7 protein-coding genes are annotated in these 15619 nt (G+C 37.8%); all 7 read right to left on the bottom strand.

The genetic code is table 11. The features are described from left to right. Positions 1-11: 11 nt before the first annotated feature. On the bottom strand, positions 12-4826 hold the full coding sequence (locus ACTB0X_RS05900) for a T9SS type B sorting domain-containing protein (RefSeq protein ID WP_463024063.1): 4815 nt from the start codon (positions 4824-4826) through the stop codon (positions 12-14). A gap of 108 nt (positions 4827-4934) precedes the next feature. Then, a complete protein-coding gene (locus ACTB0X_RS05895; RefSeq protein ID WP_463024062.1) occupies positions 4935-7226 on the bottom strand; it encodes a T9SS type A sorting domain-containing protein in 2292 nt (763 codons plus the stop codon). 93 nt (positions 7227-7319) lie between these two features. After that, positions 7320-9596 (bottom strand): T9SS type A sorting domain-containing protein, encoded by a 2277-nt coding sequence (locus tag ACTB0X_RS05890; protein WP_463024061.1) that lies wholly within the window; start codon positions 9594-9596, stop codon positions 7320-7322. Between the two features lie 91 nt (positions 9597-9687). Continuing rightward, positions 9688-11973 carry a T9SS type A sorting domain-containing protein gene (locus ACTB0X_RS05885; protein ID WP_463024060.1) on the bottom strand — a complete coding sequence of 762 codons (2286 nt, stop codon included), beginning with the start codon at positions 11971-11973 and terminating at the stop codon, positions 9688-9690. 101 nt (positions 11974-12074) lie between these two features. Beyond that, positions 12075-13343 (bottom strand): M16 family metallopeptidase, encoded by a 1269-nt coding sequence (locus ACTB0X_RS05880; RefSeq protein WP_463024059.1) that lies wholly within the window; start codon positions 13341-13343, stop codon positions 12075-12077. Then, the gene (locus ACTB0X_RS05875) at positions 13343-14584 is read right to left on the bottom strand and encodes a M16 family metallopeptidase (RefSeq protein WP_463024058.1); all 1242 of its coding nucleotides are present in this window, start codon (positions 14582-14584) and stop codon (positions 13343-13345) included. The genes ACTB0X_RS05880 and ACTB0X_RS05875 overlap by 1 nt, the downstream gene beginning before the upstream one ends. Further along, positions 14584-15537, bottom strand: coding sequence for an NAD(P)H-dependent flavin oxidoreductase (locus ACTB0X_RS05870; RefSeq protein WP_463024057.1), 954 nt, complete (start codon positions 15535-15537; stop codon positions 14584-14586). Before ACTB0X_RS05870 ends, ACTB0X_RS05875 begins: the two co-directional genes overlap by 1 nt. Positions 15538-15619: the final 82 nt, after the last annotated feature.

Genomic DNA, 15619 nt, shown 5'->3' with positions numbered 1-15619 from the left:
AATAACTTCGATTACCTCACAATGGTTAACGTTCCTTTCTTTGAACGTTCTTTTCCATTAGAGTCAATGAATCGAATGGTATATACATAGGTGCCAATTGGTGCAAATGTGCCACCACTAAGCGCTCCATCCCAACCTTTATAGTAATCTGTAGTTTCGAAAACTACTTCTCCCCATCGGTTGTAAATAATCATTTCATAACGGGTAAAGTCAAAGTAGATTCCTTCAGGACGGAATACATTGTTTACTCCTGTTCCAGGAGAGAATGCATTAGGAATGTACATGGTCGGTTGCATATTCGTACAAACCGCATTTGACAATGCCATACCTGGCGTTATGTCCGGATCAGTAGGAACTCCTTTGCCATTCTCAACTGCTACCACATAGTAACAATATTGACCATTTTTAACAAAGTCAGTTTTACTATCTGAGTAATTTGAAACATCATCAGTATATGTAATCACATCGCCCATATTTGGCTCAACATATAATGTATCAAATGCATTAACTCCGAATTTATTGTTCTCTGCTTTGTATATTAGATAATGACTCACACCATTTCTCCAATCTTCATAAGCCGTCCACTTCAACGTGTTTGTTAATGCTAAATTATCAGTTGTATTGGTCAAGAAAATAGACTTACCTAAGTTAGAAGCGATCGACAAGTTTCCACAAGAATCCAATGCATTGATTCTGTAGTAATAGCTTCCCTCATCTGATACTACATTGTAGTCTTCAAAGTTTACATATCCATCAACTACTGCATCAATACCTACTTGATCCAACTTAACCATTGAAGAAGAATCTACCCCTCTAAAGATTTCATACCCTTTCACCAATGCCATAGTATCTACATAGCACTGAATCTCAATAAAGGTAGGCGAATTCACAAACACTGAATGCATGTACTGGAATGCAGGAGGATCAGGATATTCTACAAACTCTTGGGTTAAGTTAGAGTTTGAGAAGAATGGACCTGCACCATTTAAATCAACTGCCTTCACGTAATAATAATTATCACCTGACAACACCCCTTCGTGAGTGAACTCATTTCTAGTAGTGTTTCCAATTTTTGTAAAATCAGCGAACACTTTTGTTTGAGAAGTGTAAACTTCATAAACAACCTGAGCCCCTGATCTGAACCACTCGTAATTGTTCCAAGTCAATTCCACCGCTGAATCACAGATTAAGAACTTACTGTCGATATCAATAGTAGTTGCTTTATCGAAAGGACCGTCAGAAGGAGCATTACAAGAATCCAGTGCAGAGATGATGTAAGTATAAGTAGTATCGTCAAGAATTGCATTGTCATCAGTTACAAACAATGTGTCCTTCCCTACTATCTGTGTAAGATTAGTCACAGGGTTAAGAGTAAGTGGTCGATCCACTTTGTAACTAGCAACATCTTTAGCAGAATTTGGAGACCACACTATTTTTACAACAAGATTATTAATATCAGAATAGTCATAAGTGACATAATCAATAAATTGCTTATCAGGACCTTTCCCATTCACATAAGCAGTTGTTGTAGTATTGGATATTGAATAACAACCTGAGGTATCTTGAACTTGTATTGTATGTACACCATCCTCACCACAAACACCTTTACTTGTAAAAGTAAACACTCCTTGAGGACGAGTATTTTCAACATAAATACCATTTGTATCCCTTAGGATCTCAAAAGGATTTATATATGAAATTAATGGGTCTGTCCAAGTTAAGTCCACTTCTGGCAAACCACTCGTTGAAGGAGTCCCAGTTAGTATAATTGGAGAGACGAAATAACCGGTTAATATAGAGTCTTTGGACTGATTACAATAGTTTGAAACTGAAACAATTCTATATTTCAAATCTCCCAATGGACTTCCGTCTGTAAAGGTTGTAATGTTATAATCTGTAATAACACCGCCTGGTAAAACACCCCAATTAGTTCCATTTAAACGTTCCACTCTATAATTCTCAAAGTTATTTTTTGGATTTTCAGGTTTAATCCACTCCAATTCAACAACTCCTCCAACATAACGAACACAACGTATATCAGGAGATGGTACTACAAAAGTATCAGGTAAACTAGCAGTTACAACATTAGTGATACTAGAACGTGCAGAAAGCCCCAAAGCAGTCTTCGCGACAACATAAAAATCATATGACGTCTGAGGTCCTACATTATAATCAAATGAAGTTACAGGTATGTTTCTTGTACCTATTTTGGTAGTTACATTATTAACAATAGCATAAAAATCATACTGAGTAATCGGGTTATCGAACCCTAAGAAAGGCTGCCAAGTGATATTAGCCGTCACTATACAACTTCCTGTTAAAGATACACTTGACAAAGATGTCTTAATCGACTTCGACTTTACCCCAGGCACCGTTTTATTACAGGTATCATAAGGAACAATAACATAGTATTTCTCTGCTAAATCAGCACCAGCCCCAACATGTATAAAAGTATCTTGGGGAACCATTATACTGTCTAACTTGGTTAGTAGCGCACCGGCAGCGTTGGATTCATAAATAACAAACGCATCCGCTGAAGTATTGAATATACTCCAATTTAAAAACACATCACCATTGGCACGTACTGCAGTTTCTAACAATCGAGGTGCTGGAGGTGGATTAATAGACTTCATGTTTTTAGTCACTACATTACTAAATGACTCACATTTGGCCAATGTATCTCTTGACATGATTTTAAAAGAAACCAACCCATCACACACAGGACTTTCTCCAGTCCATTTGAACTTAGAAGTATCCGTTTCAATAATTGAATCAATCAAAACCCAAGGCCCAGCATTGTGCGGCGTATGACGCTGATAAATGTAAAACTTACCATCCCAAGATTCTAGCATTGAACTAGGCATTAACAAAGGGTTGCGGTTTGGAGTATAGTTTGATGGAGCATTGAACAATGATTTCCAACTTAAAGTCACCTTAGTTTCAAAACGATTGGGATCACCTACAGGCAATGTACCTGAATAGGTTGCTTTCACACGATTGGTAACAGCAGCCAATTCAGATAAACCTGAAAGTATAAGACCGCCACAACCATATCTTGATCTCATTTTAAATGCATATTCCAACGTAGGATCAAAAGCACTTGCAGGAAGCGTAAATGATCCTTCATAGTCGGTAAGACCAATGGCAGTTGGTGAAGTCGCCGGAGGAAAAATAAAGTTAGCATTAGTTCCTGCAGGACGCTGACCTAAGAATAATTCATAAGAATTAAACGAATTGGTGGTATCTGGAAAAACAGGACCAGTCCAAGTAATCACATAACTACCGTCTTCTTGAATACTGACACATCGAATTACAGGAGGGCCAATTGGTTCAGGAGCCTTCAATGTAATGTTAATAGTCGGGTAGTTAATTGCAGGTACCGGGCAAAAATCATCATACACCTTCATAACGAAAGTAAATCGTCCAGTTTGTAATTGTTGAATTCCAACAGGATTCAAGTGATCACAAGTGGTTTGCCAGTTAAACTTAGTCCCTACGGTTGACAATCCTCTTAATCGTTTTACAGGAGCACCTGTAGGCGGAGGAGTTAAAGTAGCACAAGGCTTAATTGGACAGTTTCCTTGAGGATCATTGAATGATTTATCAAACTGATAACCAGTCGGCTCAACAGAAACCTCAGTCAACAAAGTAGGTGAACATGGACTAATATTCGTATCCACAGCTAAAAATGAAATGGAAACAAGATCTCCTGCATAAACAATTGTATCCAGACTATTCGACCCAGAAGTGGCTCCAATTTGAACAAATGGAGGCTTATTGATCTCATTTACATTTATGGGATTTGCATTCACATCATTGTATGTAAAATTAATAGCAGGACATCTAAACACATTAAAAGGCATGTCTCTAAAAATAGTACCTGTCTTTACCCGCTGACCTGTTGTTGGACTAATCCCCCAAGCATCTACCTGAGCTGAAGTAACGTAAATACCTGCCTTATTTGCAGGAACATTGGCAGGCAAAATTGTAAACATTCTAATTTCACCAGTTAATGGATCAATAGTCGCTGATTTATTTAACGGATTCATTGCCGGTGTTGGCGTTGGATTAGCTAAAGAATAACCAGCAGCCCAGTTATTAATTTGAGGCACATATTGTGTCGCACTAGAGCTTGAATTCACAACGTTTGCCCAATGATAGGACAATGAATCTAGCTCATCATCTGTAGCATTGTGATTAAATTGAAAATCGTAACCTTCACAGATTATTACGGAAGGAGCTTCCTTAAATTGAGGCGAACTGTCGTAACACGGATCTTGAGAAGGACGTCCATCACCATACATAATGGCTTTAAACATTGAGGAAGTTCCAGTACTTGATAAGTTTTTCACATCACCAGATCGACAACAAGCTGCAGTATAACCAAACACCCAACCACCTGTTGGCGGCTTACCAGTCAACGTAACTGGTTGAGAACGATAAGAATATTTCTCCAGCGTCCCTTGATCCTGAGTTACGCAAGATATTGGTTGTGAGGAATTTGAACACCCAGTACACAAAGGAGCAACTGAAGCTCCTCCATTTGGTCCTAGTGGTGTACCAGGATCTGGTGGCACAAATGCTAGGTTAAGGGTGGTTAATGCGCCATTGTTAGGCAGAGGCGTGTTGTAAATTTTTAAATTTACAGGTCCTGTACCAATGTTAGCTGTATTTGAAGCACAATCTCTATAGTAATCCATGTAGAAAATGTACTTTCCAGTACCCTGAATACATCGCCAATAAATTTCCCCTCCAACATAGTGCGAGGCAAAAGAACTGGTGGATGCTGCAATAAAAATCAATAGCAGTAAACTTATCTTTTTCATAGTCATTAAATTAAAATGCGTGTAGTTTCTTAACGCCCAAAAGACGTGAAGAAATACAAAGGTTGCCGCAATTTCGAAAAAAAATTACAATTTAGTTCTATTATTTGGCTACTGTTTTATGATTTTCTTTGTAATTCCTCTAAAAGTAGTCTCCACTCGAAGGAAATACAACTGGTTACGAAGTGCACTTAAATCAATCAATCGCTCTCCATATTCAGAAATCACTAGTTCGCCATTTAGGTTATACACTCGAATACTTTTAACTTCCTCTTTATCTTTTAGACCTCCAATATTAATCTGGTTCGTCGTTGGATTTGGATATACAGTTATTGAAGTGGATTCAGGGAATACATCTTGCAACCCGACGTATGTGAGTGCATAAGGCGGACTTAAAAGCACACAACTCCCAATAATGACTTCTAATCTATATGTACCCGAACTAGTGATCGGAATGGATTTAGCATTTGAATTTGGAATAGCTACTCCATTCCTTGACCATTGAAAAGTGCCTACAAATTGGTTCAACACACTTAGAACGTTATTCTCGAAATTAAACCTGAATGAAACCAAATCAGCATAACGAATAGAAGCCAAGTTACTTAAAGGTGAAGATGCCACATTTCCACAGACTGAATCTATCTGCTTCAACTTGATGGCATACTCCATATTTGGAGGCAAAATACTGTTGGGTAATGAATCCTGAGCAGTGTAAGTCACAATCGTTTTTGATGGACTTGAAGAAAATACAAATGGCGCAGTGGAGTTTAGTGCTCTTTGGCCTAGATATACTTCTATTTTTGAAAATCTACTCGGATGATAACTTACGGCTTCATAAGCGAACTTTATACCGTTAGCGGTTCTATCAAAACAATAAATCTTTGGAGCATCTGGTACTTTAAGCAACTCTACAGTTACATTTAAGGAACTGTAGTTAACCAAGGGAATCGGACAAAAATCATCGTACAGTTTAAAAACAAATTGAAACAATCGTGTTTTATCTGTTGAACCGTTGTTTCCAATTGGGGCTAGATGGGAACAATCTAATGCCCACTTAAATTGGGTATTCAATGTTCTTGAGGCAGAAATTCGATTCAATTGACCTGTAGGTGCAGGAAATAATGTTGCGCAAGGAGGTAGCATACAATTTCCAATAGGATTTGAATATAACGAATCAAATTGCGCCCCCATAGGTACCATATAAATATCTGTAACTCGATTTACTCCACATGGACTAATCCCATTGTCAATCAATCGATAATCCAATACTAATGAATCCCCATAACCTAGGGTGGTATCAATGCTTTTTATATTCTTACGTCCATTCACTTCTAAACTTGGTGGCAAGTTTTTTTGATCAATCCGAATGGTATCATTTAATGCATCTAAATAATAAAAATCAATATTGGGACAGCGAAATATACTGAATGACATATCTCGAAATACTGTGGCCACTTTAGTTCGTTGACCTGTGGTGGCATTTCTTCTCCAAGAGTCTACCTGAATGGACGCCACATAAATCCCGAATCTATTTGCAGGGACTGAAGCAGGCAAAATAGTATTAAAATTTATATCTCCGGTTCTTGCGTTTAAGGTTGCTGATTTATTCAAAGGATTTTGAGCAGTTGTAGGAGTTGGGTTTAATCTTGAAAAACCTACCTCCCATGCCGCATATACAGGTTGATAAATTGTTGTACTAGCACTTGAGTTCACCACATTGGCCCATTGGTAAGACAAAGAATCGAATTCATTATCCACCACATGGCTGTTGAATTGAAAATCATATCCTTCACAAAGAGCAGGTTCTACATGAGCCATAAATTGCGGCGAATTATCGTAACAAGGATATTGAGAAGCTCTCCCATCGCCATACATGATTGCTTTAAAAAAGTATGATGCAGAAGTATTTGATAAATTTTGAATATCGGGACTTCGACAACAACCTGAAGTATAACCAAAAACCCACCCATTACTTGGTGGTTGGCCGCTTAATGCGATCGGTTGTGATCGGTAAGTTATTTTCTCTAATGTTCCTTTATTTCGAGTTGAAAAATTACAGTTAAGTGGCTGTCCAGAATTTGAACAACTATTGCACAATGGTGCAATCACCTCTCCGGCATTTGGTCCGAGAATTACACCTGGCTCAGGCACTAAATAGGTTAATGGAATAGAACTCAATGTTCCATTATTAGGCAGTGGAGTGTTGTACACTTGAAGATTATAGGTCACGCCAATTGGAATCGCAGTTGGATTTCCACAATCGCTATATAAATCGAGGTAAAACACATAATTCCCTGTACCAGAAATACATTTCCAATACACTTCTCCACCGGATATGTGGGAAGCAAATAATTGTACTGCACTAAAGAAGATAAATAAAGTAAAAAGGAATCGTTTTTTCATTTTCAAAATTTAGTAGTGACTAAATGGAAGTTATTTTAACACCATTAGTTTGCTAAACTATTAAAAATAAAGACCCCTTTGTAAAAACACCTTCTATTGCTTAATTATTTTTTTCACCACTATTCTAGAATTTGTTTCCACCCGTATGATATATAGTTGATTTCGAAGTGCACTTAAATCGATCAATCGCTCACCAAATTCCGAAATCACTAACTCTCCGTTTAGGTTATACACTCGAATATTTTTAACCTCCTCATCTCCAGAAAGACCACCAATGTTTATTTGGTTGGTTGTTGGATTTGGATAAACAGACAACTCTGAGATTCCAGAATTTAATTCTGTATTTCCAACTACTGTAATTACATAAGGATAACTTCTATAAGTACAACCTCCAATAGTTACCTGCAATTCATAACTTCCAGTAGTTGTAATTTGAATGGATTTAGATGTTTCGTTCGGCATTGCTACTCCATTGCGATACCATTGTAAATTACCAGCAAAGTGATTCTGAACACTCAAAATACTATCTTGATACACCAATTGAAATTGCACACTATCAGACTGACTTTTGGATAAAATTGAACTATAATTAGACAGTCGAATCAGCCCACAGATAGAATCTCGCTGTTTCAATCGAATAGCATACTCAATTCCCGGAGCTAATTGATTGGCAGAAATGGAGCCAACCCCAGTATAGGAATTAATGGTATCTATTGGATTAGGTAGAAAAGAAAAATTAGCCGCAGAACCTATTGGGCGTTGACCCAAATACACCAAATATTTTGAGTACCGAATTGGATCATTATTCATTGATTCAAATGAAAAAGAAATCCCATTCCCAGAATCTTTAAAGCAAAAAACTTTAGGAGGATTTGGAAGCTCTGGCAGCTGAAGGGTTACGTTTAATGTGGCATAATTAACTGAAGGAACTGGACAAAAATCATCAGCCAATTTAAACACAAATTGAAATTTTCGATTCAATTCTGTTCCTGTTGCATTTGCAAGATGAGCACAATCCGTCACCCATTTAAATTGAGTATTCAAAACAGCAGGAGCTGTTAATACCTTTGACTGACCAACTGGTGCTGGATTCATTGTCGCACAAGGTGGTTGGTTGCAGTTTCCATTCGGATTTGAAAAGTTTCGATCAAATTGAACTCCAATAGGCTCCATTGAAACAGTGGTTAAAAAGTTAGTATCACATGGACTTATATTGGTATCGATTACCACATAGTCGACAAGCAATGAATCTCCAATAAAAATGGTCGTATCTAGATTTTTACTATTCGCCTTACCATTCACTTGAATAAATTGAGGTTTATTCTCACTATTCACTAAAACAGGGTTATTATTTGCATCATTAAAAGTAAAATTAATATTGGGGCATCTTAAAATATTAAATGGCATATCACGGAAAACCGAAGCGACCTTTACCCGTTGACCAGAATTGGGATTAAACTTCCATGCATCTACCTGTGTGGAAGTATGGTATTTAGCATTGACATTCACAGGGACTGATGGAGGTAAAACAACAGTCATATTCACATTTCCATTTTTAGCATCAATTGTTGCAGACTTATTCAATGGATTCATTGCGGGAGTTGGCGTAGGCTCATTTAGCGAATAACCTGTAGCCCAGCCGTTGATTTGAGGAACATACTGAGAAGCACTTGCACTTGAGTTCACCACTTCTGCCCATTTAAAAGACAATGAATCGTAATCTAAATCAAATACATTATTATTGAATTGAAAATCATATCCTTCACACACAACAGCTTCTACTTCGGCCATAAACTGGGGAGAACTATCGTAACAAGGATCTTGTGATGGTCGACCATCTCCATACATAATTGCTTTATACATTGCAGAAGAGGCTAAATTTGATAAATTTTTCACCTCAAAAGGTCGACAACATACTGCTGTATAACCAAAAACCCATCCATTCGTTGGAGGCTTACCCGAGAGAGTTATTGGAAGGGAACGATAGACGTACTTTTCTAACGTTAACCGATCTTGAGTAGCACAAGATATAGGCTGTGATGAATTAGCGCAGCCATTGCAACTTGGCTGTACTGCCAACGCACCATTTGGACCTAGAAGGCTGCCTGGCTCAGGGGTTACAAAAGATAATTGTATCGAGCTAAGTGTGCCATTATTTGGAAGTGGGGTGTTATAGACTTTTAAATTAAGCGGACCTTGTCCAAAACTAGGACTACCTGATGAACAATCCCTGTACATATCCATATAGAAAATATACTTTCCTGTACCAGGAATACATTTCCAATACACTTCACCTCCTACATAATGATTCGCAAAAAGTTGAAATGAACAGAAAAAAAGAATTGTGGCTATTAGGATTGGATTTTTCATATCTAGATAATTTAATTTAGGGTTCCCTTAGTTGACGGCAGAACTATCAATAGGTTGCTTTAAAATTAAATTAATCGACTCCCTTAATTTTTTATTGCTTCATTATTTTCTTAATCATTACTTGCAGATTAGTTTCAACTCGTATAAGGTACAATTGATTTTGAAATGAAATTAAGTCGATAGAATTACCATTAAAGGTTGAAGCAACCAATTCTCCTTTTAAATTATACACTCGAATACTTTTGACTCTTTCGTTGTCCGAAAGTCCACCAATGTTTATTTGATTGGTTGTTGGATTCGGATAAATAGACAACTCAGAAACGAATATCTTCAATTCATTACTATTCACCACAGTAATAATATAAGGTTGACTTCTGAACACACAACCACCGATAGTTACTTCTACTTCGTACCTACCAGTATCTGAAATAGCTATGCCACTTCTTGTTGCATTGGTTATTAACACCCCATTTTTATACCATTGCAGATTCCCATTTGGTGGATTCGTTAAGCTTAAGGTGCTGTCTTTATAACTTAAATTAAACTGAACAGTGTCAGTCTGACCAGCAGAAATAACATTACTATACTGAGATGTTACATCCCAAGTACAAATTGAATCTCGATGTTTCAATTTGATGGCATACTCCTGATTAGGATCAAATTGATTCGTAGGAATAAATCCTTGACCTGTATTATTAGTGATGAACATAGTTGGAATACCAATAAAAGAAAAGCCCCATAAAGTTCCTTTAGGCCTCTGTCCTATATACACTTCAACACTATTAAACCTGTTTGCATTATAACCTGTTAATTCATAAAAGAAGCTCATCCCACCATTGGTCGTATCAAAACAATAGACTTTAGGGGGCTGAGGAACTTCAGGCAGTTTAATCATCACATTTAAAGTACTGTAATTCACTGCCGGAATAGGACAAAAATCATCATAAATCTTAAATACGAACTGAAAGTTTCTACTCGCATCCGCTTGCACTGAGGCACCCAACGCCATCAAATGTGAACAATCTGCTCGCCAATTAAACTGTGTACTTAAAGTAGCAAATCCTGTCAATCGTTTTGGCAGCCCAGTAGGTGCTGGAGACAATATAGCACAAGGTGGCTGCATGCAATTTCCATTTGGATTCGTGAAGCTAGAATCAAATTGTGCTCCACTTGGCTGAATAGATACTTCAGTCAATAATGTGGTGTCACAAGGACTGACATTGGTATCTATCACTACATAATCAAATTTCAGAGAATCCCCTAAAACAATTGTAGTGTCAATACTTTTTGCCTCTCTTCCACTATTCAAGAAAACAAATGGTGGTTTATTGACTTCATTCACATTTATAGGGTTACTGTTTACATCATTAAAAGTAAAATTAATCTTAGGACACCTAAAAATATTAAATGGCATATCCCGGAAGATAGTGGCTATTTTAATTCGTTTACCAGTGAAGGGACTTAACTTCCAAGCATCTACCTGAGTGGAAGTAACGTAGATTCCCGCTTTATTGGCAGGCACATTTGCAGGTAAAATTGCAAATAGATTCACATTTCCAGTTCGTGCATCTATGGTAGCTGATTTATTCAATGGATTCATAACAGCAGTTGGTGTAGGTTGATTTAAAGAATAACCTGCAGCCCAATTGTTGATTTGCGGCACATAATTAGTAGCACTTGAACTTGAATTGACTACATCTGCCCATTGAAATGACAAAGAATCAAATTGGGCATCGAAGGCTCCATTGTTGAACTGAAAATCATACCCTTCACAAATAATGACAGATGGTTCTTCTTTAAACAATGGAGAACTATCGTAACAAGGGTCTTGTGATGCCCGACCATCCGAATACATTATGGCTTTATACATTGAGGATGTACCCGTATTGGATAAATTCTTTACATCTCCTGAACGGCAACAAGCAGCGGTAAAACCAAACACCCAACCATTCGTAGGTGGCTTACCAGTTAAAGTTATCGGTTGTGATCTATATGAATACTTTTCCAGTGTTCCTCGATCTTGAGTTACACAAGATATTGGTTGTGCAGAATTCGCACAACCAGTACAAATGGGTGCAACGGAAGCTCCCATGTTTGGGCCAAGTGGCACACCAGGCTCTGGAACTACAAAAGCTAATTGTATTGAATTCAATGTGCCATTATTGGGAAGGGGTGCATTATAAACTGATAAGTTTACTGGCCCTTGTCCAATATTGGCTGTATTTGAGGCACAATCACGATAGTAATCCATGTAGAAAATGTATTTACCAGTTCCAGGAATACATTTCCAATATACTTCTCCACCTACATAATGGGAAGCGGACAATTGAATGGAACAGAAAAATAAGATTGCAGTAAAGAGGAATTGATTCTTCATAGTAGTCAGTTTTATCAGTTTAGCTAAAATTAGCATTTATTCTGAACTATGACTCATTTCAAAACCAAAAGGTTGCAGATTCTTTACCAAGAATTAATAAATTACCCCACCACCAACTCACTCAATGAATCTATTCGAAGGTGCTTATTCGCCAACTCTCTTACTTCTTCTTTGGTCAATTCTTTTACGGATTGAAGGTAGTGATCAAAATAACTGTAATCCAACTCATTCTCTTTCACCAATTGATATTTATCCATTTGCGCAAAAGGCCCATCCACACTTTTTAGAAAACTTCCCAACACATAATTTTTCACCAATTTCAACTCTTGATCCGAAATCAATTCGTCTTGCAATAATTTAATTTCTTTATAAATCTCAATCAATGCAGCATCTTTCACTTCATTTCCAACCTCAGTAGTTAGAAAGAAGTAACCGGTATTTTTCAATGGAACAATGGCCGATCCAATTCCGTAGGTATACCCTTTATCTTCTCGAATATTAGCCATTAATCGAGAACCAAAATATCCTCCCAAAATAGTGGACACCATTTGCATCTTCACATAATCAGGATGCGTTCTGTTGAACATTTCCTTTCCAATTCGAATGGCAGACTGAACAGCATTTGGCTTTTTAATTTGTTGCTTACTTGCCAAAACATTAGGTTGATGCTCAAAAGCAACACCCTCACTGTCGGCCAACTGAATGGACTCAAAAGCTTTTGCAATTTGATTCAACACTGCCTCATTCACATCCCCAGATGCTTGAATTCGCATTCCTTTCGACAATAATTTAGAAGAATAAAAGGAAATAATATCTTCCAATGCAATTGCATCATAATCGGAGAGCTCAACCGTCCTCGCGTAGGGATGATCTTTTCCAAAAATCAATTCCGGAAAGCGCTTTTTTGCCAAATAGCTCACTCGCTCCAAGTTCACCTTCATTTTTTGTCGTTGATTGTTCAAATAATTGTCCAATTCCTTTTTTGGAAAAGAAGCCTCTAACAACACCATCAATAGCAACTCTAACACCTTACCAACATTTCGGCTCAAGCAAAACACCGACAAACTCGTCTTATCGTAACTTACTTCAGTATTGATGTATGCTCCCAACGTATCAAAAGCAGTCGCAATTTGGTTGGCAGACATGGATGTGGTTCCTTTATCCAATAAATCTGCTGCAGCAAAAGCAATAACGGGATGCTTGGCTTCAGTTAAACCAGCATCCATCACCACTTCTATCTTGATCACTTTCTCGGTGCCTGCATTGATATAACCAACAGTGATTCCATTCGACAAGATTAATTCTTGAGCTTGAATCACGTTAACTTCTTCAATGGTATTAAACTTAGGCGGTAATTTTCTATCTAACATTATTTGTTTGTCGATTTATAGTACAATGTGGAGCAATTGGTTGGAATCAATATCTGTTTGCAATACGCCTGGATTTGCGCTGCTGTTACCGATAGATACAGTTCCATTTCACTATTGACCAATGAAGCATCCTCAATTAATTCGGCAATAGCCAGAGCCATGGCTTTGTTTAACACCGATGTATTCCCAAAAGCATGAGCAGATTCCACTTTATTTTTTACTTTTTGCAATTCCAATTCAGTGATTCCTTCTGAATTCAACAATTCTATTTGCTTTAAAATAGCCGCCTCCAATTGTTCCAATGAAACGCCATCATTAGCGGTAGCAGTAACCACAAACAGCCCTTCATCCATATCGCCTGTGATGTATGCATTGACATTGGAACACAAACCCTGTTCCTTTATTAACGACTCAAATAAACGAGAAGAGTCCCCTCTAGACAATATGTCAGAAGCCAAGTCGATGGCATAATAATTTGGATCCAACCGATTGCAACTGTGAAAAGCCATATATATCGCATCAGATGGCACATCTCTTTCAACGGTCAAGCTTCGTGCTTGTAATTGCTTTGGCTCTTTTGGCAAATTTCGAGGCGCTTCTTTTCCTTCTTGAATATCGCCAAACCATTTCTTAGCTAACTTTTCAATTTGATCTTTGGTAACATCACCTGCAACAGAAAGCACTGCGTTATTGGGACGATAATGTGTAAAGAAAAAAGCTTTCACATCCTCCATAGTCGCCTCTTCAATGTGCTTAATCTCCTTGCCGATAGTTGCCCATTTATAAGGGTGATTGGTATAGGCCAATGGTCGAAGTAACAACCATACGTCGCCATAAGGCTGATTCAAATACCGTTGTTTAAACTCTTCGATTACGACACTTCGCTGCACTTCCAAACTTTTTTCTGTAAAAGCTAGGCTCAACATCCGATCAGATTCCAACCAAAAAGCAGTTTCTAAATTGGCTTTGGGCAACGTGATGTAATAATTGGTGATGTCATTGGAAGTAAACGCATTGTTTTCTCCACCTACCTCCTGTAAGGGGGAATCGTAGTTGGGAATATTCACCGAACCTCCAAACATTAAATGCTCAAATAAGTGGGCAAATCCAGTTCTAGATTCATCTTCATCCCTAGATCCAACATCATACAGTAAATTAAATGCGACTATTGGTGTGGTTTCATCTCGGTGGACAATCACCTTTAGTCCATTGTCCAGCGTAAACTTTTCGTATTGAATCATTAAAATTTATATTTTTCCAGTGATACTTCTTGAATAGAAGCATAATATTCTTGCAGTAAATTGTCCATAATCTGTTTAACAGGAAGGACATCATTTATCAAACTAGCCACTTGACCAATTTCCAATTCTCCTTCTTTTAAATCTCCTTCAAACATACCCTTTTTCGCTCGGCCTTTCCCTAACAATTCTTGTAATTTATCAATAGAGGCTCCCGACTCTTCCAACTTCACTACCGCATCGAAAAAGTCACCTTTCAATAATCGAACAGGCGCCAATTGCTTTAATCGAAGCTGCGTAGCACCTTCTTTGGCTAATACTATCAGTTTTTTATAATTCTCATGTGATGACGCCTCAGTTGAAGCTGCAAAGCGACTACCCATTTGCACCCCATCAGCACCTAACGCCATTACTGCATGCATGGCAGCACCAGTCGCAATCCCACCAGCAGCGATCAATGGAACATCAATCACTTGTTTCACAGCTGGAATCAAACATAATGTGGTCGTTTCCTCTCTCCCATTATGTCCACCTGCTTCAAAACCTTCAGCTACTATTGCATCTACTCCGACATTGACTGCTTTTAGTGCGAAAGTGGCGCTTGAAACTACGTGTACCACAGTAATCCCATGCGACTTTAACAATGTTGTATATTTACCAGGGCTTCCTGCAGAAGTAAAAACAATTTGAACGCCTTCATTAATGATGCATTCTATTTGCTCTTCTGCATATGGCGAAAAGATAGGGACATTCACCCCAAACGGCTTTTGAGTCGCCTTCTTCGTTTTCTGAATATGTTCCTTCAGTAAATCAGGTTTCATAGAACCTGCTCCGATTAATCCCAATCCTCCAAATTCGCTTACAGCACTGGCTAATTTCCATCCACTGTTCCAAACCATCCCACCCTGTATGATGGGAAATTCTATTTGGAATAAGTCAATCAACTTATTTTTCATTCTGTAACGCTTTAAATGCGGGCTAAATTAAACAATCACTAATGGTTACCTTAAGTATTTTATTTAAATTTCGTTAACAGTT

The sequence above is a fragment of the Acidiluteibacter sp. genome (assembly GCF_055129545.1).
Note: the sequence above shows the minus strand (reverse complement) of the source record. Positions and strands in the feature narration are given on the sequence as shown.